General features: G+C 60.5%; 20 protein-coding genes and 1 tRNA gene. 13 read left to right on the top strand and 8 right to left on the bottom strand.

The features are described from left to right. Window positions 1-33: 33 nt before the first annotated feature. Complete coding sequence (locus M2367_RS11230; RefSeq protein WP_259236715.1) at window positions 34-522, bottom strand: hypothetical protein; 489 nt, start codon at window positions 520-522, stop codon at window positions 34-36. Then, window positions 522-3,581 carry an FAD-binding and (Fe-S)-binding domain-containing protein gene (locus M2367_RS11235; RefSeq protein WP_259236716.1) on the bottom strand — a complete coding sequence of 1,020 codons (3,060 nt, stop codon included), beginning with the start codon at window positions 3,579-3,581 and terminating at the stop codon, window positions 522-524. The genes M2367_RS11230 and M2367_RS11235 overlap by 1 nt, the downstream gene beginning before the upstream one ends. A 169-nt stretch (window positions 3,582-3,750) precedes the next feature. Between M2367_RS11235 and M2367_RS11240 the strand changes: the two genes are divergently transcribed. From M2367_RS11240 to M2367_RS11250, 3 genes are all read left to right on the top strand, one after another. Beyond that, a complete protein-coding gene (locus M2367_RS11240; protein ID WP_042043718.1) occupies window positions 3,751-4,677 on the top strand; it encodes a cation diffusion facilitator family transporter in 927 nt (308 codons plus the stop codon). A 382-nt stretch (window positions 4,678-5,059) separates the two neighbouring features. Next, a complete protein-coding gene (locus M2367_RS11245; protein WP_259236717.1) occupies window positions 5,060-5,572 on the top strand; it encodes a hypothetical protein in 513 nt (170 codons plus the stop codon). Between the two features lie 498 nt (window positions 5,573-6,070). Beyond that, window positions 6,071-7,192 carry an alkene reductase gene (locus M2367_RS11250; RefSeq protein ID WP_259236718.1) on the top strand — a complete coding sequence of 374 codons (1,122 nt, stop codon included), beginning with the start codon at window positions 6,071-6,073 and terminating at the stop codon, window positions 7,190-7,192. Window positions 7,193-7,258: 66 nt separating this feature from the next. Here the strand turns inward: M2367_RS11250 and M2367_RS11255 are convergent, their stop codons facing one another. Then, a complete protein-coding gene (locus tag M2367_RS11255) occupies window positions 7,259-8,278 on the bottom strand; it encodes an adenosine deaminase (protein WP_259236719.1) in 1,020 nt (339 codons plus the stop codon). A gap of 214 nt (window positions 8,279-8,492) precedes the next feature. Here M2367_RS11255 and M2367_RS11260 point away from each other — a divergent pair, with 214 nt between their 5' ends. The 4 genes from M2367_RS11260 to asnB all read left to right on the top strand — a co-directional run bounded on the left by M2367_RS11260 (window position 8,493) and on the right by asnB (window position 13,359). After that, window positions 8,493-9,242 (top strand): HAD-IIA family hydrolase, encoded by a 750-nt coding sequence (locus tag M2367_RS11260; protein WP_224432669.1) that lies wholly within the window; start codon window positions 8,493-8,495, stop codon window positions 9,240-9,242. A 60-nt stretch (window positions 9,243-9,302) separates the two neighbouring features. Continuing rightward, window positions 9,303-10,907 carry a cation:proton antiporter family protein gene (locus M2367_RS11265; protein ID WP_259236720.1) on the top strand — a complete coding sequence of 535 codons (1,605 nt, stop codon included), beginning with the start codon at window positions 9,303-9,305 and terminating at the stop codon, window positions 10,905-10,907. A 168-nt stretch (window positions 10,908-11,075) separates the two neighbouring features. Beyond that, on the top strand, window positions 11,076-11,456 hold the full coding sequence (locus M2367_RS11270) for a cupin domain-containing protein (RefSeq protein WP_259236721.1): 381 nt from the start codon (window positions 11,076-11,078) through the stop codon (window positions 11,454-11,456). A gap of 238 nt (window positions 11,457-11,694) precedes the next feature. Beyond that, on the top strand, window positions 11,695-13,359 hold the full coding sequence (gene asnB, locus M2367_RS11275) for an asparagine synthase B (RefSeq protein WP_259236722.1): 1,665 nt from the start codon (window positions 11,695-11,697) through the stop codon (window positions 13,357-13,359). Window positions 13,360-13,452: 93 nt separating this feature from the next. Here asnB and ltaE read toward each other — a convergent pair whose 3' ends face one another. The 3 genes from ltaE to M2367_RS11290 all read right to left on the bottom strand — a co-directional run bounded on the left by ltaE (window position 13,453) and on the right by M2367_RS11290 (window position 15,801). After that, window positions 13,453-14,472, bottom strand: a complete 1,020-nt coding sequence (gene ltaE / locus M2367_RS11280; RefSeq protein WP_259236723.1) for a low-specificity L-threonine aldolase — start codon at window positions 14,470-14,472, stop codon at window positions 13,453-13,455. A 159-nt stretch (window positions 14,473-14,631) separates the two neighbouring features. Then, window positions 14,632-15,327, bottom strand: coding sequence for an SDR family oxidoreductase (locus M2367_RS11285; RefSeq protein WP_259236724.1), 696 nt, complete (start codon window positions 15,325-15,327; stop codon window positions 14,632-14,634). 66 nt (window positions 15,328-15,393) lie between these two features. Continuing rightward, window positions 15,394-15,801, bottom strand: coding sequence for a helix-turn-helix transcriptional regulator (locus M2367_RS11290; protein ID WP_259236725.1), 408 nt, complete (start codon window positions 15,799-15,801; stop codon window positions 15,394-15,396). A 106-nt stretch (window positions 15,802-15,907) separates the two neighbouring features. Here M2367_RS11290 and M2367_RS11295 point away from each other — a divergent pair, with 106 nt between their 5' ends. Further along, complete coding sequence (locus tag M2367_RS11295; RefSeq protein ID WP_259236726.1) at window positions 15,908-16,807, top strand: aldo/keto reductase family oxidoreductase; 900 nt, start codon at window positions 15,908-15,910, stop codon at window positions 16,805-16,807. Window positions 16,808-16,885: 78 nt separating this feature from the next. Here M2367_RS11295 and M2367_RS11300 read toward each other — a convergent pair whose 3' ends face one another. Both M2367_RS11300 and M2367_RS11305 read right to left on the bottom strand, forming a co-directional pair. Then, window positions 16,886-17,164 (bottom strand): RNA-binding protein, encoded by a 279-nt coding sequence (locus M2367_RS11300; protein WP_083940371.1) that lies wholly within the window; start codon window positions 17,162-17,164, stop codon window positions 16,886-16,888. A 206-nt stretch (window positions 17,165-17,370) separates the two neighbouring features. Then, the gene (locus M2367_RS11305; RefSeq protein ID WP_259236805.1) at window positions 17,371-17,922 is read right to left on the bottom strand and encodes a hypothetical protein; all 552 of its coding nucleotides are present in this window, start codon (window positions 17,920-17,922) and stop codon (window positions 17,371-17,373) included. A gap of 160 nt (window positions 17,923-18,082) precedes the next feature. On the opposite strand from M2367_RS11305, the gene mepA reads away from it, so the two are divergent. The 5 genes from mepA to M2367_RS11330 all read left to right on the top strand — a co-directional run bounded on the left by mepA (window position 18,083) and on the right by M2367_RS11330 (window position 21,199). Continuing rightward, window positions 18,083-18,829 carry a penicillin-insensitive murein endopeptidase gene (mepA, locus tag M2367_RS11310; RefSeq protein WP_224432662.1) on the top strand — a complete coding sequence of 249 codons (747 nt, stop codon included), beginning with the start codon at window positions 18,083-18,085 and terminating at the stop codon, window positions 18,827-18,829. Between the two features lie 55 nt (window positions 18,830-18,884). Further along, window positions 18,885-19,475 (top strand): LemA family protein, encoded by a 591-nt coding sequence (locus M2367_RS11315; RefSeq protein ID WP_224432661.1) that lies wholly within the window; start codon window positions 18,885-18,887, stop codon window positions 19,473-19,475. After that, window positions 19,472-20,203 (top strand): YgcG family protein, encoded by a 732-nt coding sequence (locus M2367_RS11320; protein WP_224432660.1) that lies wholly within the window; start codon window positions 19,472-19,474, stop codon window positions 20,201-20,203. Before M2367_RS11315 ends, M2367_RS11320 begins: the two co-directional genes overlap by 4 nt. A gap of 24 nt (window positions 20,204-20,227) precedes the next feature. Beyond that, on the top strand, window positions 20,228-20,845 hold the full coding sequence (locus tag M2367_RS11325) for a TPM domain-containing protein (RefSeq protein ID WP_259236727.1): 618 nt from the start codon (window positions 20,228-20,230) through the stop codon (window positions 20,843-20,845). Window positions 20,846-21,111: 266 nt separating this feature from the next. After that, window positions 21,112-21,199, top strand: a tRNA-Ser gene (locus M2367_RS11330). Window positions 21,200-21,445: the final 246 nt, after the last annotated feature.

The following is a 21,445-nucleotide window of genomic DNA, read 5'->3' on the forward strand; positions in this document are numbered from 1 at the left end:
GATGCCCCCTGTCTGAGCGGGTCGGCATCCGCCTTACCAGGGGTAACTGATGCCGGGCCAGTCAGACCAGGCAACGTCTCGCCCTGGTAAACGGGGATGGTGCCACTGCCACACCTTGCCCAGCCAGGCACGTAGCTCGGCCTCCAGCACGGCGTCAGCGAGGGGCGCCTCGGCCACCTTCCAGAAGAAGAGCTCCACCTCCACCTCCGGCAGCACCGAGGGGTAGAGATAGACGCCGCCCCAGAACTCGGGCTCCCGACTCGGGCTCCAGAGGCCATAGGCGAAGGAGCGCTTGGCCAGGAACTCCGATTGCTGCCAGGCCAGATCCTCCTCATGCTGGCCGAGGCTGAACTGGGCGGAAGGCCAGATATCCTGGGGGCGAAACAGCTGATGCAACTGCTCCCGCTCGCGCAACATGGCCACGAACTCCACCACAGCCTGAGCCGGGTTGACCGGTAACAACAGAAAATCCGGGTGCCGCAAGGCTTGCGGCACCCGAAACCGCTTGGGCAAGCTCAGCATCAAAGTAATTCCAACAGCGCCTGCAGTGGATGTTTGAGTTTCTCCCCCTCCATCCGTTTCACCTGGCTGCGACATGAGTAGCCCGTGGCCAGACAGCGGCCCTTGGGTAGGCGAGAGAGCGGCTCGGCCCAGCTCAAGGCGTAGATCCCCTTGGAGTTGTCCACCTGTTTGGCATCGTGACCATAGGTGCCGGCCATGCCGCAGCAACCGACCGACACGGGCTGCAGGCGGGCGCCAAAGCGGTCAAACAGGGTGCTCCAATCGCCATGGGTAGTGGGCTTGGCGGTCTTTTCGGTGCAGTGGGCAAACAGATACCAAGGTTCAGCCGCCGTCGTCTCCTCGGACGCCTTGGGCTGCGGCGCAGGGATGGACAATAACCACTCCTGAGGCAGTAGTACCTGGAAGTCGCCACGGGCAGTACCCAGCGCCTTCACATACTCATCGCGATAGCAGAGTACCAGTGAGGGATCGACCCCCACCAGAGGCACATCGAGACGGGCCAGGCTGTTGAGGAATTGGGCGCTGTTGGCCGCGGTGCGGGCGAAGGCGCGCAAGAAACCTTTCACATGCTGAGGCTTGCCGTTGGGCAAGAAGGGCAGCAGATAGGGCTGATAGCCGAGCTTGGTCACCAGTCGGACCAAATCGCGCACCACGGGCGCATCGTAATAGCTGGTAAAGGGATCCTGCACGATGAGCACCACTTTTTGGCGCTGCTCGGCACTCATAGCTTCCAGTCCGGCCAGGTCGAAGTAGCGGGCACGGTCGTCGCGCAGCGCCTCGGCCAGGGTCGGGACACTCAGTAGCGGCACATCCACCATGCCGATGCTCTTGGCACTCAGACGCTGAGCCCACTCCTTCTCCAGGAAGAAGTTGACCAATTTCGGCACCTTGGCCAGCCAGGGGGTGTAGCTCTCGACGGTGCCGACGAAGTAATCCTTGGGGCCACGCAGGTAGCGCGCGTGGTAGAGCTGAATGAAACGAGCCCGAAAGCTCGGCACATCCACCTTGATGGGGCACTGGCTGGTGCATGCCTTGCAGGCCAGGCACCCCTCCATCGCCTCCATCACCTCGTGGGAGAAGTCATACTGGCCGCGAGCGCGGGCCAGGGTGTTGCGCGTCTTATCGATGATGGCCTTGATAGACAAGCCACCGCTTTGCAGCGCCACCTCTTGCGCGAGGGGATCGAAGCCCTGCTCCGCCAGCTGGCGCAGCCATTCGCGCATCAAGCCCGCCCGCCCTTTGGGCGAGTGGCGACGGTCGCGGCTGATCTTGACCGAGGGACACATGGGGGAGTCGGTCTCGAAGGTGAAGCAGAGGCCGTTGCCGTTGCAATCCATGGCGCGGGTGTAGCTCTCCCGCACCGCAATCGGGATCTGGCGGTCAAACTTGCCGCGCTTGGGCCCGTCAACTGACACAAGCGAAGCGCCGCTGCCATAAGGGATGCAGATCTTGCCGGGGTTGAGGCGGTTGGCGGGATCGAAGGCTCCCTTGACCCGCTGCAGCTCCTCCCACAGCTCGCCAAAGAAGGCGGGGCTGTATTCGGAGCGAAAACCCTTGCCGTGCTCCCCCCACATCAGGCCGCCATATTTGGCGGTGAGCGCCACCACCTGATCCGAGATGCGGCGCAGCAGCACTTCCTGTTCGGGGTCGCACAAGTCCAGGGCCGGGCGCACGTGCAGCACCCCCGCATCCACGTGACCGAACATGCCGTAATCGAGGCCATGACCATCGAGCAGGGCGCGAAACTCCATGATGAAGTCCGCGAGGGATTCCGGCGGCACGGCGGTATCTTCGGTGAAAGCCACCGGCTTCTTGCGCCCCTCGGCGTTGCCAAGCAGCCCCACGGATTTTTTGCGCATGCCATAGATGGTCTCGATGCTCGGCAGGTGGTCGCACAGCTGATAGCCGATGATGCCCGCCTCCCCTTTGGCCAGCAGCTCATCGATGCGTCGGCACAGCTCGGTCACCTTGATCTGGTGCTCGCCCTCGTCGGTGTCGGCAAACTCGACGATGTTGAGTCCCTGCAGATCCTTGCCGGGCACGTCCTGGATGAGGTCTTTCACCGAGTGCCAGATGATGTCGGCGCGAGCCAGCCCCAGCACCCGTGAGTCCACGGTTTCCACCGACAGGGCATGGGCCGCCACCATAAAGGGGGCATTGCGCAGGGCCGACGGGAAGCTGTCGTACTTGACGTTGACCAGGGTGCGATAGCGGGGAATGGGGGTGATGTTGAGGCGAGCCTCGGTGATAAAGCCGAGCGACCCTTCAGAGCCGCACAGTACCCGACTGACGTCCAGGGTATCTGTCTCAGGGGTATAAAGATGCTTGAGATCGTAACCGGTCAAAAAGCGGTTGAGCTTGGGGAAGATGGCCTCTATGTCGGCGCGGCGCTCGCGGCCGATGCGATAGAGGGTGCGATAGATCTCCCCCTCGCGGCTCTCGAGGGCCAGCTTGTCGGCGAGGCGGGCTCCCGTGACGGGCTCACTGGCCATGATGTCGCCGTTTTCCAGCACGGCCTTGAGGCCCAGCACGTGATCCGAGGTCTTGCCGTAGACCAGCGACCCCTGACCGGACGCATCGGTGTTGACCATGCCTCCCAAGGTAGCGCGGTTGGAGGTGGAGAGATCCGGCGAGAAGAAGTAGCCGTGGGGTTTGAGGTAGGCGTTGAGCTGATCCTTCACCACCCCGGCCTGGGCGCGCACCCAACCCTGCTCCAGATTAATTTCCATGATCTGGTTCATATGGCGGGAGAGATCGACGATAATGCCGCCGCCCAGGGACTGGCCATTGGTGCCGGTGCCGCCGCCGCGAGGGAAAAAACTCAAGGTGGCATACTCTGGCCCCTGAGCCAGCGTGAGCATGACTGCAATATCATCCGCGCTGCGCGGATAGAGAACCGCCTGAGGTACTACCTGATAGACGCTGTTATCCGTCGCCATCGCCAACCGGCTTGCATAAGACTTTTCGATATCACCACGAAATGCGCTTCGCCCTAGCAACTCAAGAAACTGCAGGGTTGTGGGTGACAAACTGTCCTGGTAATCGAGTCTCGGGATCATGAATCCTTGTTGCCTTCCATTGCTTGATGCCGGCATACCGGCGACTACGACGGCCCGACACGGCTGCGTTGGCCGAGTCGTGGGCGGTCAGCTCACATGTGGCGGCCAGTATATCAGCTAGAAAACCGCTTGCGATCGGCAATATTCACCATTTGAAAGGAGGATTGTTATGGCTCACCTCAGCCATGTTATCAGTACGTTTATCACCACCGAGAAACAGGCGCTGACCCTGTCACTGTTTGGCTGCATCAGCTTCGCCATCTTCGGGATCGGCTATGGCCTGTTCGCCGGTTCCAACGCCATCATGCTCGACGGCATCTTCACCCTGTTCAGCATGGGTATGACGGGCTTAGGGTTAATCACCGCCTACCTGGTGACCCGCCCCTCCGACGCGCGCTTCCAGTACGGCTACGCCCATTTCGAGCCCATCACCAACGTCATCAACGGCACCATCATCTTGCTGCTCTGTCTCGGCGCTCTCCATAGCGGCATCACCTCCCTGATGGAAGGGGGACGGGAGATAGACCTCGGTCACGCCCTCATCTATGCCGCCGTCTGCACCTTCTTCTGCGCCATCATTTACCGCGTCGAGGCGGCGGTGGCCGAGCGCGTCGATTCCGAACTGGTGCGGGTCGACTCCAAGGAGTGGCTGGTCGACACCCTGCTCAGCGCCACCCTGCTCATCGGTTTCGTGGTCGCCATCGGCCTCGACGCCCTCGGTTATGGCCACTACAACCGCTACATAGACCCCGTGCTGGTCACCCTGCTCGCCCTGTGCGCCACCCTGATCCCCATCAAGGTGCTCGGTCGCAACCTGCGGGAAGTGTTGAAAATCGCCCCCAAGGGGGATGTCTCGGCGCGGGTCGAGCGCGAGATAGACGCCCTGCGCCAGCGCCATGGCATAGAGTGCTACAGCCATCTGGCCAAGAGCGGCCGCCGCTTCGATCTCGAATTGAACATACTGGTGGCCCCGGATCAGGAGTGGCCCATAGAGCGCCAGGATGCCCTGCGCCAGGAGCTCTGGTCCCGCCTGGGCGATACCCTGGGGGATGCCTGGCTCTCGGTCTGCTTCACCCGCGAGAAACGCTGGCTCTGATCCGGCGCTTGCCATCCTGATGCAACGCGGGGCCCCGTCGCCCCGCGTGACAAGGGCCCCAAACAAAGCCCCAGGCAACCCGCCCCGCTGCCTCGCCCAGCGTCACGCTCGCCGCCCCTCTCCTGCCCGTTATTGCTCTGTTTTTTTTAATCTTTAAACCATTGACAGGGAAAACCGTTTGTCGAGTCCCTTGAATCAATAACCATTTCCAGTAGCACAAAATGTTACGAAAATTTCGTTGCTAAAATTAAGTAGGCCAGCTATTTATTTTCGCCAAGGACAAACGGCAGACTGCGCGCCGAAATACAGTGATGTTGTTATCCACCGAACAATAAAAACAAATACACTTATTCCACTTTGTTAAACAGTTAAGGTAAGTCCCATGAAAAAGGTGTTGATCACAGTATTTGCATTGACCATGGCGGGCACCGCCAGTGCTGCCCTTCCCCAGCTTAATTACGAGTGCCCGGGTAAGATCCAGATGCACAGCGATGAGGGTGGCCCCGTCTATATCAATGGCAAGGAGGCCAAGCTCAAGAAGTTCAACGACAACTTCTATGAGGCCAAGGGCGCGGGAGTCACCCTCTCCATCAGCAACACCGGGGGCCAGTACGATGTCTCTTACACCAGCAAGCAGGGCTCGGGCGTCTGCCAGCCGACTGCAGCTGCTGGGCAAGCTGCCCCAGCCAATAAAGCCAGCGCCGCCGAGACCGCCTGTCTGAAGGCCGTAGCAAGCAAGACTGGGACAGCCGTCAGCAAGCTCAATGTGCTCGAGGTACTGGATTCCGAAGCAGGAGTGGGTGTCACCATTGAGGTTCCAGGTAGCCAGGCGCCCTGGTCCTGCCTGAGCGACAAGCAGGGTCATGTGCAGGGCGCCGCCTCGACCGGGTCCTGAGTCGGCCACTGTGCCCGAGTGTGAGGCGGACACGCAGCATCGGGCTGGTTGGCTCACAACATGGGAGGCATTGCCTCCCTTTTTCACTCCTCACTGTCATCCTCATTGAGAGAGACGGAATATAATGACACCGGGAAACATACTCCTGCATGATTAAGAATATCTTTTCATGGGTTTAATTGATGCAGATCAACACTGCCTGTATCAGTGAGTGTATTCCAACGCTGAATGCAATACCCGGCGCCAATATAGTGTTCTATGTGAATGGGTACCGGTTGTTACATTGAGCTCTGCCCATATAAATAATTAATAAAGACTCCACGCTTATTCATACCAGGCGATGATGAAGCGCTCGCGCTCTGGGATCATGCGCTATCACGGCTCCCATTCTTGACCCCTATTATTGTCTTAAACGCAGCACTCTTTTGAAAATATGCTGGTTTATCTCAATGATATGCCGCGCTAGAGTGGCCCCATTCACCCGATGAGGACACCCGAATGAGCCACGATCCCCTGTTTTGTCCGCTGCGCCTCGGCCAGTTGCACCTGAACAACCGTATCGTCATGCCCCCCATGACCCGCTCCCGCGCCAGCCAACCGGGAGATGTGGCCAACGCCATGATGGCGACCTATTACGCCCAGCGTGCCGAAGCGGGTCTCATCATCAGCGAGGGCACCCAGATAGATCCCCTTGGCAAAGGCTACGCCTGGACTCCTGGCATCTATAGCCCAGAGCAAATTGCTGGCTGGAGACAGGTCACCGACGCCGTACATGCCAAGGGAGGGGTCATGTTCGCCCAGCTCTGGCACGTGGGTCGGGTGACTCATCCGGATAATATTGGCGGCGCCCAGCCCATCTCGGCTTCCGCCATCCGCGCGGCCGGGGTCAAGGTGTTTGTCGACAACGGCAGCGATACCCCCGGCTTTGTCGAGAGTGCCCTGCCCCGCGCCATGACTCAGGATGACATAGATGCCGTGGTCGGCCAGTTCCGCCAGGGTGCTCGCAATGCCATGCTGGCTGGCTTTGACGGCATAGAGTTGCACGCCGCCAACGGCTATCTCATCAACCAGTTCCTCGACTCCGAGTCCAATGACCGCACCGACGGTTACGGCGGCTCCCTTGAGAACCGTCTGCGTTTCCTCAAGGAGGTAACCGAGGCAGTCTGTGCCGAGATAGGTGCCGATCGGCTTGGGGTGCGTCTTGCGCCGCTCACCACCCTCAACGGCACCGTCGATGCCAATCCGCAAGCGACCTATCTTGCCGCCGCGACCCTGCTGGGGGAGCTGAATGTCAGCTATCTGCACATCGCCGAAGCTGACTGGGAAGACGCCCCCCTGATACCCGTCGATTTCAAGCAGGGACTCAGGGCCGCCTTCCCCAACACCCTCATCTATGCGGGCAAGTACGATGGTGCACGGGCACGGGCCGCCATCCATGAGGGCTGGGCCGATATGATAGGCTTCGGGCGACCCTTCGTGGCCAATCCGGACTTGCCGATCCGGCTGCGCCACGGTTATCCCTGGACGCCCCACGATCCCGCCACCCTGTTTGGTGGCGCCGAGCAGGGCCTCACCGACTATCCCGTCTACGGCCCGCAGGCTGAGCCGCAGCCCGCTTAACATGTTCAAATAGCAGAGGGCCCAGCGGGGCCCTCTTCGTTATGCCATTTTCCCCTCACCCGGGCCTCAGCTCAGACTGACCCCCTGGCAAGCCGCATAACCGAGGATGCTGCGAGTCAGCCGCGCCTTGGCTGCCAGATTGAGCCAGCTCGCCTCCACCGCGTTCAGACTGAGACGACACAGCTGCTCGCGGCTGGCACCGAGCGCCTCGACCAGGGCGCGCATGTTGGCGTCCATATAGCCCCCGAAGTAGGCGGGATCGTCCGAGTTGATGGTGACGCAGAGCCCCTGCTCGAGCAGGGTCAACACATTGTGGTTCGCCATGGAGGGGAAGACCCCGAGCCGCACATTGGAGAGTGGGCAAACCGTGAGGGGCAACCGGGTGTCGGCCAGAAAGCGCAACAAGTCGGAATCGTCGGCGCAGCGTACCCCGTGGTCGATGCGCCGTACCCCGAGCTGACGGATGGCCTGCCAGATGTAGTCTGCCGGCCCCTCCTCCCCGGCGTGGGCCACCAGCCCCAGTCCCAGCGCCTTGGCACGGGCAAACAGGCGGGTGAACTGCTCAGGCGGATACCCCAGCTCGGACGAATCGAGCCCGATCCCATGGATCCTGTCCAGCCAGGGGTCGGCCTCGGCCAGAGCCGTCAAGGCCGCCTCCTCCCCGAGGTGGCGCAGAAAACTCATGATAAGCCGGTAACTGATGCCCAGTTCGCCCTCACCACGCAACAACGCCGCCTCTATCCCCGCCAGCACCGTCTCGAATGGTACACCCCTGCTGGTGTGCGCCTGAGGATCGAAGAACACCTCGACATGCACCACCTGCTCACTCGCACAACGCTGCAGATAGGCCCAGGTGAGATCGAAGAAATCCTGCTCCTGGCGCAACACATCGCAGCCCTGATAGTAGAGGTCGAGGAAAGATTGCAAGCTGTCGAACTGATAGGCAGCCTTCAGAGTGGCCGCCTCGGTCCAGGGCAGGGTCAAGCCATTGCGCGCCGCCAGACGCAGCATCAGGGCGGGCTCCAGGGTGCCTTCCAGGTGCAGATGCAGTTCCAGCTTGGGCAAGCCCGTGATGAAGTCATCCATGATGTTACGTCCTTGAGTAAAGTAGTGGCTGGCCAGGTTTCATTAGGTGCCATGGCTGCCCGGCCAGCGACACAGACAACAGCGGAGGCAGCTTGGCGCAATTGCTGTCACACCTTGTCATCAAAGGGGCATATAATGGCGGCACAAAAAAGATAACCGATTGAAGACATTTAAGAATGTCTGTGCCTCATCTCTGCCCCTGCAAGGAGTTTACATGAAGAAAAACGTCATCTGTGATATCGACGGTGTCATATTGCACAACAACGATCTCATCCCGGGGGCCGATCACTTCGTCCATCGCCTGCTGGAGCAGGGCAGCAAACTCCTGTTCCTCACCAACTATCCGGCCCAGACCCAGAAAGATCTGCAGAATCGCTTCCGCTCCGCCGGCATCGACGTGCCCGAAGAGAGCTTCTATACCTCCGCCATGGGCACCGCCGATTTCCTCAAGCGCCAGGATGGCAAGAAGGCCTATGTGATAGGCGAAGGGGCGCTGACTCACGAACTTTACAAGGCGGGCTTCACCATCACCGACATCGACCCCGACTTCGTGGTGGTGGGCGAAACCCGCAACTACAACTGGTCCATGATGCAACTGGGCGCCAAGTTCGTGGCGCAAGGTGCCCGCTTCATCGCCACCAACCCTGACACCCATGGCCCCATGATGCATCCAGCCTGCGGCGCCCTCTGTGCCCCCATAGAGCGCATGACTGGCAAGAAGCCCTTCTATGTCGGCAAGCCGAGCGCCTGGATCATCCGCGCGGCACTCAACCGGATGGAAGCCCATTCGGATAACACCATCATCATCGGCGACAACCTGCGTACCGATATCCTGGCCGGCTTCCAGGCGGGACTGGAAACCGTGCTGGTCCTGTCCGGGGTGAGCAAGGTGGCCGACATCGATCAGATGCCGTTTAGCCCCAACCACATTTTCAACTCCGTGGCCGATATCGACATCATTTGAGGCAGTTGGCGGCGGTCCAGCGTACCGAGTCAAGGGCGCCGCCCGGAAAATGGTAATTGTATGGAACCTGTACTGATCGCCGTGGCTTTCGCCTGCGGCATGCTGGTCAACCTGATAGGCCTGCCTCCCCTGCTCGGCTTTCTCGCAGCCGGCTTCATCCTCAACGGCATGGGCTATGAAAACAGCCCGGCCCTGAGTGAGCTGGCGGATCTCGGGGTCACGCTGCTGCTGTTCACCATAGGGCTCAAGCTGAATGTGCGCACCCTGCTGCGCCGTGATGTCTGGGGTACCGCCAGCCTGCACATACTGCTCTCCACCTTGCTGTTCACCCTGGTACTCCTGGTGTGCAAGGGGCTGGGCATGGCCCTGGCCATGTCCCTTGGCTGGCAGCTCGCCGTGTTGCTGGGCTTTGCCCTGTCATTTTCCAGCACGGTGTTCGCGGTCAAGGTGCTCGAGGAGCGCAGCGACATGAATGCCCTCTATGCACGCCTCGCCATCGGCGTGCTGGTGATGCAGGACATTTTCGCCGTCGCCTTTCTCGCCATCTCCAGTGGCAAGCTGCCGAGCATCTGGGCGCTCTGGGTGCTGGGGCTGCCTCTGTTGCGCCCCCTGCTTTGCAAATTGCTGGAGCGGGCAGGTCATGGAGAGTTACAGGTGCTGCTTGGCATCTTCCTGGCCCTGGTAGTGGGCGCCGCCGGTTTCGAGGCGGTTGGACTCAAGCCAGATCTGGGGGCGCTGATCATCGGCATGATGCTGGCCTCCCACCCGGCCGCGGCGGGCCTTGCCAAGGCGCTGTTCAACTTGAAAGATCTCTTCCTCATCTGCTTCTTCCTGACCATTGGCCTCAACGGCCTGCCGACCCAGGACGCCATGTGGATAGCCTTTGCCCTGGTACTGGCCCTGCCATTCAAGAGCGCGCTCTACTATCTGGTCTACAGCGGTGCCCACCTGAGGGTGCGTACCGTGCTGCTCTCTACCCTGGCGCTAACCAACTTCTCCGAATTCGGCCTCATCGTGGCCGCCATCGCCGCCAAGGCGGGCTGGCTCTCCCATGAGTGGCTGATTGCGCTGTCGCTGGCACTGGCGGCCAGCTTCATGATCTCGGCCCCCCTCAACAGCCAGAGTGAACGCATCTATCACAGACTCGGCAACTGGCTGCGCGGCTTGCAGGCCCGGGAACTGCATCCGGAAGACAGGCCCATTGAACTCGGCGATGCCGAGGTGATCATCCTCGGCATGGGGCGCATCGGCCAGGGCGCCTACTTCGAACTGGAACACAAATATGGCCCCGTCATCCTGGGGGTGGAGAATGACGCCAGCAAGCTGCCGGCCCTGCGCGAGCGCAACATGAACGTCATCGAGGGCGATGCGACCGATACCGACTTCTGGGACAAGGTGCTCATCTCCAACCAGATCAATCTGGTGCTGCTGGCCATGCCCCACCATTCGGGCAACCTCTATGCCATCGAGAAGCTGCGCAGCCATGGCTTCACCGGCCAGATAGCCGCCATCGTCCGCTTCGAGGACGATATCGAATCCTTGCGCGAACAGGGGGTGGATGCGGTGTTCAACGTCTATGACGAGGCTGGCAGCGGCTTCGCCCGCCATGTCATCAAGGGGGTAAAAGGACCTGAGGATCTTGGCAAGGCGCGCTCGATCGTTTAGTTTACTTTTCCAACTGTTAAATAAAACGAACAAGGGGCCAGGATGGCCCCTGCTAGCCACCGCCATAGACCCGAGTCACTGCCAAGGAGGCACAATGCTGACCCTCAATCGATCCGAATACCCTGCGTTGACCCTTCATCAACCGGCGCGCTCTGCCAAGGGGGTTTCATGCTGAGCCTGAAAGATTGGACCCTGCTCGACCGCCAGAGCGTCACCCCCTCCTCCCTTCTCCCCTCAAGGGACAAAATCAAAGCCGGTCACCCTGAGCAGACACTCTGGAACCACTACTCGGATCCGAGCCAGCAGTTTCACGTCGGCTTCTGGTCCTGTGAGCCGGGCCGCTGGGCCATTCACTATACCGAGCATGAGTATTGTCAGCTGATCGAAGGGGAGGTGTGCATCCACGACACCCTGGGCGGCCAACTGCGCCTCTCCCCGGGGGATCAGTTCGTCATTCCGGCTGGCTTCGTCGGAGAGTGGGAGACCCTGACCCCTTGCCGCAAGCTCTATGTGATCTTCGAACCAACGGGTGGGTCAGCCCCCCAATAAACGAGCGGTGAAATGGCGTCAGGGACAGCGAAATCCAGCAGGGTGACGTATACGTCAACCAACTTGACGCAAAGGTCAGGTTCGCGGCTCATGGAGAAAGCGGCCAGAGCCCTGATTTTGTGCGGTGTTGCCGCTTGCAAAAGGTTTTGGCGCTAGGCATTGTGAAAGACGAGGAATGTAAATGGAATTTCGAGCCCAAACGTGGGGGGCTCAATAAAATCAAAGAGGATTTACATCAATGTGTTCAATATTCGGCATTCTGGACATCAAGTCTGACGCAGCCAGCTTGCGTAAATCGGCGCTTGAAATGTCCAAGCGACTACGTCATCGCGGACCCGACTGGTCCGGCGTCTACAGCTCAGACAAAGCCATTCTGGTCCACGAGCGGCTGGCCATCGTCGATCCGGGCAATGGCGCCCAACCCCTCTACAACCCGGCGCGCAGCCACGTGCTGGCCGTCAACGGCGAGATCTACAACCACAAGGAGCTGGAGCAAGAGCTCAAGGTGGACTTCCAGTTCCAGACCAAGTCTGACTGTGAGGTATTGCTCGCGCTCTACCAGGAGAAGGGCCCCGCCTTCCTGGATGATCTCAACGGCATCTTCGCCTTCATCCTCTATGACGCCGAGCAGGATGCCTACCTGATTGGTCGCGACCACATGGGGATCATCCCCCTCTATACCGGCCGCGATGAACACGGCAACTTCTATGTCGCCTCCGAGATGAAGGCCCTGGTTCCCGTGTGCAAGAGCGTGGAAGAGTTCCCGCCCGGACACTATCTGTGGAGCAAGGATGGCGAGCTGACCCAATACTATCAGCGCGACTGGCGCGAGTTTGACGTCGTCAAGGACAATCCTGCCTCGGTAGAGGAGCTGCGTGCCGCCCTGGAAGCGGCCGTCAAGCGCCAGCTGATGTGTGACGTCCCCTACGGCGTACTGCTCTCCGGCGGGTTGGACTCCTCGGTCATCTCGGCCATCACCAAAATTTATGCCGCCCGTCGCATCGAAGACGATGGCAAGAGCGAGGCCTGGTGGCCCCAGTTGCACTCCTTCGCCGTCGGCCTGGAAGGCTCGCCAGACTTGGCCGCCGCCCAGAAGGTGGCCGATCATCTGGGCACCATTCATCACCAGATCCACTTCACGGTGCAAGAGGGACTCGATGCCCTGCGGGACGTCATCTATCACCTCGAGACCTATGACGTCACCACCATTCGTGCCTCGACCCCCATGTATCTGATGGCACGTTACATCAAGGCGATGGGTATCAAGATGGTGCTGTCGGGAGAGGGATCGGACGAACTGTTCGGCGGTTACCTCTATTTCCACAAGGCGCCAAACGCCAAAGAGTTCCACGAAGAGACAGTGCGCAAGCTCGATGCCCTGCATCTGTACGATTGCCTGCGCGCCAACAAGTCCATGGCAGCCTGGGGCGTGGAAGGCCGCGTGCCCTTCCTCGACAAGGAGTTCATGGACGTGGCGATGCGCATCAATCCTGCCGCCAAGATGTGTGGCAACGGCAAGATCGAGAAACACATCTTGCGCCAAGCCTTCGAGGAGCTGTTGCCCCACGAAGTGGCATGGCGCCAGAAGGAGCAGTTCTCAGACGGTGTGGGTTACTCCTGGATAGACAGCCTCAAGGCCATGGTCGAGGTCGAGGTGACGGATCAGATGTTCGAGGCGGCGGCGTATCGCTTCCCCATCAACACCCCGCTCACCAAGGAGGCCTACTACTACCGCAGCATCTTCGAGGAGCACTTCCCCCTCGAATCTGCCGCGCGCTGTGTGCCCTACGGCAAGTCCGTCGCCTGCTCCACCCCCACGGCGCTTGAGTGGGATGCCAAGTTCAAGGAGATGGCCGACCCGTCCGGGCGCGCCGTGCTGGATGTGCATCAACAGGCTTACTAAGCCGGTGCCTATCCGCCCCGATAACGAAAAAGCGCAGCCAAGGCTGCGCTTTTTTATGGCTCCCGTTTGATGAAGCGGGAGCCCTGACCCAGCCTAGCGCCCCTGACAATACTCGCTGAAGGCGTCGATCACCTCGGCCACATCATCGTCGGTTATCTGCAAATGGGTCACCAGCCGCATCTCGCCATAGCCGGAGAAGAGAATGCCGCGCTCCTTCATGAAGGCCAGCAGCGCGCTGCTGTCTCCCTGGGTGAGCTGCAAGAACAGCATATTGGTCTGCACCTGGCTCACATCCAGCTTGATGCCGGGCAACCCGGCCAGCCCCTCGGCCAAACGGCGGGCCCGGCGATGATCGTCTGCGAGACGCGCGCACTGGTGCTCCAGGGCAAACTGGCCGGCGGCGGCGAGGAAACCTGCCTGACGCATGCCACCCCCCACCATCTTGCGCAGCCGTCTGGCACGCTGGATCAAGGCGCCATCCCCCACCAGTACCGATCCCACCGGTGCCCCCAACCCTTTGGAGAGGCAGAGCGAGACGCTATCAAAGGGGGCGGCAATCTCAGCAAGGGAGACCCCGCTTGCCACGGCGGCGTTGGCAACACGGGCACCATCCAGATGCAGCTTGAGACCATGTTCATCGACAAAATCACGGGCCTGACGCAGATACGCCAGGGGCAGCACCTTGCCATTGTGGGTATTTTCGAGGCAGAGCAGCCGCGCCTGGGCGAAATGGGGGTCATCGGGTTTGATGGCCTGTTTGAGATCGCTGAACGCCAGGGTGCCGTCTGCCTGCATGGGCACGGGATTGAGCGCCACCGACCCCAGCACGGCACTGCCCATGGCCTCATAGCGGTAGATGTGGGCGCCATTGCCAAGCAAGGCCTCTTCGCCCCGTTGGCAGTGAGACAACACCCCGAGCAAGTTGGACATGGTGCCCGAGGGGACAAAGAGCGCGGCCTCCTTACCCAGACGGGTGGCGGCATAGGCCTCCAGAGCATTGACGGCGGGATCCTCGCCATAGACATCATCGCCCACCTGGGCGTGCAGCATGACTTGACGCATGGCGTCTGTCGGTTGGGTTACCGTATCACTTCGTAGATCGATGTAGCGCATCCTGTCCCTCCAATGGCAAGAGCCTGACGTTAAGCCAGCTGAGCCCTGTTTGGCAAGGAGGATGGCCTATGAAAACCCTACTACCAGGACAGGTGATACCCTGCCAGCACCAGCCTGTCGCCCCGATGAATCGTTTTCACTCTGCAGATGGAAACCCTATTACCAGGGCAGAAGATGACCGGCCAGATCCTGAAACTGGCCCGAGTGCGCCGGCCCCAGTGTGCGAATGGCATCGAGCAGCAGTGGCGCAACCTCGGCGGGGGGACGCACCGTCTCGGCAGGCGGCATGGTCAACAGAGGATCGCGCAGGGGGGTATGCATGGGGCCTGGGTGCAGCGCCACCACCGCCGCCCGGGGGAAGCGCTCGCGCCACTCAAGCGCTAGCGTCTTGACCCCCATGTTGAGGGCCGCCTTGCTCATCCGATAGCTGTAGTGTTCCCCTTGCTGGTTGGCGGTCAGGCTGCCTTCGAGATCCGAGAGGGTGATGAGCAGGCAATCGCTCTCTGCCGTCATGCGCTGGCTCAGATAAGCGCCCAGCGCCAGGGTTGGCCAGGCATTGGTGCGCACACTCTCGCACAACCAGCGGGGATCGACCTCCTCTACCCGGCGCTCCGGCATGAAGTGCAGATCATGGAGCACTCCTATGGTGTTGATGATGACATTCGGCAACCTGTCAAAGAGGGTGAACAGAGCCTCGAACGCCAGGGGATCCACATCCAGCATGGGAAAGGTGGCGCCAGCCTCTATGCCAGGCGGCACATGACGCCCCGCCAGGACGAAGGGTTCATGGCGCCGCGTCAATTCAAGGGCCAGGGCCGTCCCCAGGCCACCACTTCCCAAGATAAGGTATTCCATTACCCACCCCATGCTCGTCGATTTCCCTTGGCTTTCAAGGGTAACAGATATCCCTGAACACGCCGTTCACGCCTCGTCCAGGTGCTTGCCAAATTGGCGGGCCATGGCGAGATCGAGAAAGCCATCGGCCCGCTTGTGGCTGCGCAGGAACTGGTAATAGGCGAGCAACCTGACCAGGGCCTCCTCATCCGGCAGGGCCATGGTCGCATCCTGCTCGCAGAACAGGGTCCGTGCACCCTGCAGCGCAAGCCTGTCGACCACTTCAGCCTGGCGATAGAGGTAACCGCAGCCGGTGGCCAGCCACTCCAGAGAGCAGTTGGCGGCCATGGCAATCTGGTTTGCCTTGGCAAAGCCGGGCTCGGCCCCTTTGAGATACTTGCGAATGAGCGCCTCGCCCAAGCCCACCTTGCGGGCGAAGGCGCTCACGCTCATCTCCCCCATCAACTCCCGCAATCGCGCAGCAAAGCCTTCCATATCTCTCCCAGTCAGAACCAAAGTACGAATGACGACGGGCGCTATTATTGCCTTGCCCGGGCGCAAGGGCCAAGATAAGCCCAGCATTTATCCCAAGGAGAAGACAATGACAGTATCCCGCCTGACCCTGCACCCCCAGGGGCCCGAATTCTCTCGCATCATCATGGGTTACTGGCGCCTGATGGAGTGGCAACTCACTCCGGCCGCCCTGCTGGATCTCATCAAGTACCACCTGGATCTCGGGGTCACCACCATAGATCACGCCGATATTTATGGCGGCTATCAGTGTGAAGAGGCCTTCGGCAAGGCGCTGCGCCTCGATCCCTCCCTGCGCACGCGCATGGAACTGGTCAGCAAGTGCGGCATCGCCCTTACCGCCAAGCCTGAACACGCCCTCAACCATTACAACACCAGCAAGGCCTACATCATCGCCAGCGCCGAAGCCTCCTTGCAGAAGCTGGCAACCGATCACCTGGACTTGTTGCTGATCCATCGCCCGGATCCCCTGATGGATGCCGACGAAGTGGCCGAGGCCTTTATCGCCCTCAAGCAGGCGGGCAAGATCAAGCACGCTGGCGTCTCCAACTTCACCGCGCGCCAGTTCGAGCTGCTGCAATCGCGTCTGCCCTTCCCCCTGGTCACCAACCAGTTGGAGATCTCCCCCCTCAACATGGATCTCACCCTGGATGGCACTCTGGACTTGTGCCAACAGTTGCGCATCAGCCCCATGGCCTGGTCTTGCCTGGGAGGCGGCAGCCTGTTCCACGATGGCCGCTTTGAGAATCTTCGCCATGAACTGGAGCGGATCCGCGAAGAGTGCGGCGCCCAGACCATAGAGCAAGTGGTCTACGCCTGGGTGATGATGTTGCCAAGCCGGCCGCTGCCCATCATCGGCTCGGGCAAGCGCGAGCGGATCGCCAGCGCCGTCGCCTCGGAGGCGGTGCACCTCAGTCGCCAGCAGTGGTTCCGCATTCGCAAGGCGGCCTTGGGCTACGACGTGCCCTGATCCTCATCGACAGGCTACATCAGGCACAAACAAAAACGGCATGGGGGAACCCATGCCGTTTTGCCTTATCGAAGCACCTCAACGATGACGCTGGGGGCGACCACGTGGTGCATCTGTCTTCGGTTTGGCCTGATTGACCGTGATGGTTCGTCCACCTATCTCGGTGCCATGCAAATCGGCGATCGCCTTCTCGGCCTCACCGTTTACCGGCATTTCAATAAAACCGAATCCCTTGGACTGACCGGTATCGCGGTCGATGATGATATCGACCTTCTCTACCTGTCCAAACTGGCTGAATACGGTTGTCAGTTCGTCGGCCGTCATCCGGTACGACAGATTTCCTACGTAAATCTTCATGCCATCCACTCTCGAGTCAGGGTGCCTTCTCTATGCAATCACCGACGCAGCAGCAGGGCACAACCGCTACGCCGGACTGGCCAGGGCATCATGTCCTGGCACTCCCCGCCTGACCACTCAAGCCATTGATCTCTCGAGTAAGTCCGGCGGCAAGTTCAATTCAAGTAACAGGCAGTATCTGAGCTTAACCCCAAATTGTCTAGAAATTAATCAGCCCGATTCGGCACCAATTTAGCCAATATTCGGCTCAGTGCCGAGTGGCTGTGCCAGGCCCGTTTAAAGCCAAATCGATAGATCCCCGGACTTATCTCGTGGGCCGTCTCACCAGTCAAACCCAATACCTCGGCGGCCTCATCGAGATCATCCGGGGCCAGAGCCAGGTCCAGACTGAAGGCGAGCCACTCCCCGTTATGACCGACCCGCCGTTCGCGATCCACCTCAACCAGCGCCCCTCGCGCTATCGCCTTGGCCCTGTCTTGCGAGCCGTTGATGAGGTAGAGATATTCTGCATCCCAAGCAAGTTCCGCCATGCGCCAGGCTTGCCAGTGGCGGGGCACCAGCATCATCAGCAGCACTATGCCGCCAAAGATGACGCCGACCCAGGGCAAAAGACCCATCTGGGGGTAGCCCTGCCAGAGCGCGACCCCGACCGCTCCCAGGCTCAACAGCAGCAGGCTCACCATGGCGGGATAGAAGCGCCCGGCCGGTGGCTGCAACCAGAAAATGCCATCCTTACCGACCAGCTCACTCGCTTTCATCATCTTGTTCCTCTATTCAGATCCCCTTCGAGGGGCGCATTGTGGCAATAAGGTTGGAGCCGATGCAAGGTCGTGGTCCCCACTGGCCCTGCCCCCCGCTCTATTGCTATGCTGGTGACGCTCAAAGGACACCCCTTTTCCCGTTCTCCGAGAGGGCATCATGCTTATCGCCACCCTGCTCCTGCTGACCAGTACCCTGCAACCCGAAGCCATTGGCGGTTATGCCGGGGGCTGCCTGAAAAACGGCATGGCCCTGCCGCTGACCGGCCCCGGTTATCAGGTGATCCGCACCAAGCGGCTACGCTACTACGGCCACCCCGAGCTGATTCAATACCTCGAGGGACTGGCGAGCCAGACCAAGATGGCCGGTTTGCCGGATCTCTACATCGCCGATCTCGCCATGGCCCGCGGCGGCCCCTTCAGCTCGGGTCACCGCAGCCACCAGACCGGCCTCGATGCCGACATCTGGTTTCGCATGGCGAACAAGCCTATCAGCCGCTGGGAGCAGGATGCCCCCAAGGAGTGGGCGCTGATCGATGAGCCAAGCTACCGAACCCTGCCGGGTCGCTTCGGTCCCCAGCAGATGACCCTGCTGCGCCTCGCCGCCCAATCCCCCGATGTGACCCGCATCTTCATCAACCCCGCGCTCAAGGCCGAGGTGTGCAAACGTGCACCGAGCGAGCCCTGGGTGCAGAAACTCAGACCCTGGGTCGGCCACTACAGCCACTTCCATGTGCGGTTGCGCTGCCCCATAGGCAGCCCTGACTGCCTGCCCCAGGCCCCCATACCGCCGGGCAATGGCTGTGGCGCCGAACTCAGCTCCTGGATCAAGGACAAACCGCAACTCCCCAAGACCTCGACCATCTACAGCAAGCTGCCGCAACTGCCTGGCCGTTGTGAGGGGTGAGCACAGGCTGTATGGTGTGCGGGTCAATATTGAAAAATCACTGGAGAACAACAAGATGGCTACGAGTATCTGGCGCCCCTTAGGTCGGGCCTTCCTGCTGCTGTCCCTGCTGCTGACCCTGACCGGTTGCGGCATGAATACCATTCCGACCCTGGATGAACAGGTCAAGGCGAGCTGGGGTCAAGTGGAGAACCAGTATCAGCGCCGCGCCGATCTGGTGCCGAACCTGGTCGCCACCGTCAAGGGCTATGCCAGCCACGAGCAGGAGACCCTCAAGGCAGTCACCGACGCCCGCGCCCGGGTTGGCAGCCTGCAGGTAAGCGATCCGGCCCAGCTCAAGCAGTTTGAGGCGGCCCAGAACCAGCTCAGCAGTGCCCTGTCACGGCTCATGGTGGTGGTAGAACGCTACCCGGATTTGAAGGCGGATCAACAGTTCCTCACTCTGCAAGCCCAGCTTGAGGGGACGGAAAACCGTATCTCGGTGGCCCGTCGCGACTACATCGAGGCGGTGCGCCAGTTCAACACCGAGCTGCGCACCTTCCCCGGGGTGATCTGGGCCAAACTGCTCTATTCGGATCTCGAACCCAAGCCAAGCTTTAGCGCCAAGCCAGGTGCCGATGAGGCGCCCAAGGTAAGCTTCGAATGAATTCGATGATGCGCTGGCTGCTGCCCTGTCTGCTGTTGTGGACGGCGGCGCTGCAAGCCGCCCCCACCTTCCCGGCCCTCAGCGGCCAGGTGGTCGACGAAGCCCATCTGATGTCGCGCAAACAGGCTCATCAGCTGACCCAGCAACTGGCTGCCTTTGAAAAACGCAGCGGCATCCAGCTGGTGGTGGTGTCAATCGACAGCCTGGACGGCAATACCATCGAAGAGTACGGCTATCAACTGGGGCGCCACTGGGGCATTGGCCAGAAGGAGCACAACAACGGTGTGCTGCTGCTGATCGCCCAGGATGAGCGCAAGGTGCGCATCGAAGTGGGCTATGGGCTGGAGGGCGCCCTGCCCGACGCCATCGCCGCCAACATCATCCAGACCCGGATCCTGCCTGCCTTCAAGCGCGGCGACATGGTGGCCGGCATAGTCGCCGGCAGCCAGGGCATCATGCAGGCCCTGGCCGGTGAATACAAACCGGTGGAGGTGACCAAGCAGCAGGACAAGCTGGGCGGCCCCTGGCTGTTCATCCTGATGGTGATAGTGATGATCGTGCTGCACAACCTGCGAGGCGGCGGCGGGGGTGGCTCCGGTGGCCGCCGTCGGGCCGCCTATCTGGCCGGTGGCTTCGGCGGTGGTCGCGCCGGCGGTGGTTTTGGTGGCGGCGGCTTCAGCGGCGGTGGCGGCAGTTTTGGGGGCGGTGGTGCCTCCGGTGGCTGGTAATCTGGGATACAAAGAGACAACGCAATGATTTCTAAACAGTTTTATCACACCTTGCAGGCCAAGGTACGCCAAGTCGAGCAGGCCACTGACGCCGAGTTGGTCACCGTCTTGGCCCCGGCCAGTGACGGCTATCGCTACATTCCGACCCTGTGGGCCGCGCTGCTGGCCATGCTCACTCCCTTGCTGGTGTTCCAGCTCGGCTTCTGGCTCGGCTGGTACGAAATACTGCTGACCCAGTGGGCTGTCTGGCTCGCCTTGACCTTGCTGTTTCACTGGACCCCCATCAAGATGCTGCTGATCCCGAAGAAGGTCCGCCAGCACCGGGCAGCCCTGATGGCGCGGTTGCAGTTTATCGAGCAAGGCTTGCATCGCACCCACGATAGACTGGGGGTGCTGATCTTCGTTTCGGTGGCGGAACACTATGTGGAGATCCTGGTCGATGACGGTGTCGCCAAGCACATAGACAATGCCCTATGGCAGCAGATCATCGACGACTTTACCGCCCGCATCCGCAAGGGCGAGGTCGAGCCCGGTTTCATCGAGTGTGTGACCCGCACCGGTGCCATATTGGCCGATGCCTTCCCGCCCACCAATGACAAGAACGAGCTGCCCGACAGCCTGATCATGCTGGATCAGCCATGAGGTGAGAAAAACACCTATCTCGGCATAAAAGCTGTACAAATGGAAAATGATATGAAAAACAAGGGGAAAAAGGGTTGACCCGCCACCCGCTTTCCCCTAAATTACGCCCCGTTGTCGCGGCCAAGGCCATGAACAATCCTGATGATTGAACAGGTAAACTAACAGTCAAAAATTTGGTGAGCTGTCCGAGAGGCTGCCCACCGGCGAAGTCGGTAAGAAAGCACGCGTAGCGTGCTCCGAAAGCCACTTCAAAGAAGTAAAAATTTGGTGAGGTGTCCGAGTGGCTGAAGGAGCACGCCTGGAAAGTGTGTATACGGCAACGTATCGAGGGTTCGAATCCCTCCCTCACCGCCAAATTATAAAAACCGACCTCAGGGTCGGTTTTTTGCTTTGTGGCATTGACGACTCTCGCCCGGCCAGGGGCGATGTCACCGCCTCCCCCTTCGCAGCTACCCGCTCAACCCTTGTCTCTTCTCTCCCGCCATATCACCGTCACCCAGCCAGTTCGGCACAACCCCATCCCCTTAATTCCTCATGATATTGCCGCCAAGGCCGAAACAGGATCCACAGCCAACTCGGTTTTACCTCTCAATAATGGTT

This window comes from Aeromonas sp. BIGb0445 (genome assembly GCF_024809075.1).
Lineage (GTDB): Bacteria > Pseudomonadota > Gammaproteobacteria > Enterobacterales > Aeromonadaceae > Aeromonas > Aeromonas rivuli.

Bases quoted from the DNA above. Each gene is read 5' to 3' on its own strand.
- M2367_RS11230 (WP_259236715.1), bottom strand. From the start codon at position 522: ATGCTGAGCTTGCCCAAGCGGTTTCGGGTGCCGCAAGCCTTGCGGCAC.
- M2367_RS11235 (WP_259236716.1), bottom strand. From the start codon at position 3,581: ATGATCCCGAGACTCGATTACCAGGACAGTTTGTCACCCACAACCCTG.
- M2367_RS11240 (WP_042043718.1), top strand. From the start codon at position 3,751: ATGGCTCACCTCAGCCATGTTATCAGTACGTTTATCACCACCGAGAAA.
- M2367_RS11245 (WP_259236717.1), top strand. From the start codon at position 5,060: ATGAAAAAGGTGTTGATCACAGTATTTGCATTGACCATGGCGGGCACC.
- M2367_RS11250 (WP_259236718.1), top strand. From the start codon at position 6,071: ATGAGCCACGATCCCCTGTTTTGTCCGCTGCGCCTCGGCCAGTTGCAC.
- M2367_RS11255 (WP_259236719.1), bottom strand. From the start codon at position 8,278: ATGGATGACTTCATCACGGGCTTGCCCAAGCTGGAACTGCATCTGCAC.
- M2367_RS11260 (WP_224432669.1), top strand. From the start codon at position 8,493: ATGAAGAAAAACGTCATCTGTGATATCGACGGTGTCATATTGCACAAC.
- M2367_RS11265 (WP_259236720.1), top strand. From the start codon at position 9,303: ATGGAACCTGTACTGATCGCCGTGGCTTTCGCCTGCGGCATGCTGGTC.
- M2367_RS11270 (WP_259236721.1), top strand. From the start codon at position 11,076: ATGCTGAGCCTGAAAGATTGGACCCTGCTCGACCGCCAGAGCGTCACC.
- asnB (WP_259236722.1), top strand. From the start codon at position 11,695: ATGTGTTCAATATTCGGCATTCTGGACATCAAGTCTGACGCAGCCAGC.
- ltaE (WP_259236723.1), bottom strand. From the start codon at position 14,472: ATGCGCTACATCGATCTACGAAGTGATACGGTAACCCAACCGACAGAC.
- M2367_RS11285 (WP_259236724.1), bottom strand. From the start codon at position 15,327: ATGGAATACCTTATCTTGGGAAGTGGTGGCCTGGGGACGGCCCTGGCC.
- M2367_RS11290 (WP_259236725.1), bottom strand. From the start codon at position 15,801: ATGGAAGGCTTTGCTGCGCGATTGCGGGAGTTGATGGGGGAGATGAGC.
- M2367_RS11295 (WP_259236726.1), top strand. From the start codon at position 15,908: ATGACAGTATCCCGCCTGACCCTGCACCCCCAGGGGCCCGAATTCTCT.
- M2367_RS11300 (WP_083940371.1), bottom strand. From the start codon at position 17,164: ATGAAGATTTACGTAGGAAATCTGTCGTACCGGATGACGGCCGACGAA.
- M2367_RS11305 (WP_259236805.1), bottom strand. From the start codon at position 17,922: ATGAAAGCGAGTGAGCTGGTCGGTAAGGATGGCATTTTCTGGTTGCAG.
- mepA (WP_224432662.1), top strand. From the start codon at position 18,083: ATGCTTATCGCCACCCTGCTCCTGCTGACCAGTACCCTGCAACCCGAA.
- M2367_RS11315 (WP_224432661.1), top strand. From the start codon at position 18,885: ATGGCTACGAGTATCTGGCGCCCCTTAGGTCGGGCCTTCCTGCTGCTG.
- M2367_RS11320 (WP_224432660.1), top strand. From the start codon at position 19,472: ATGAATTCGATGATGCGCTGGCTGCTGCCCTGTCTGCTGTTGTGGACG.
- M2367_RS11325 (WP_259236727.1), top strand. From the start codon at position 20,228: ATGATTTCTAAACAGTTTTATCACACCTTGCAGGCCAAGGTACGCCAA.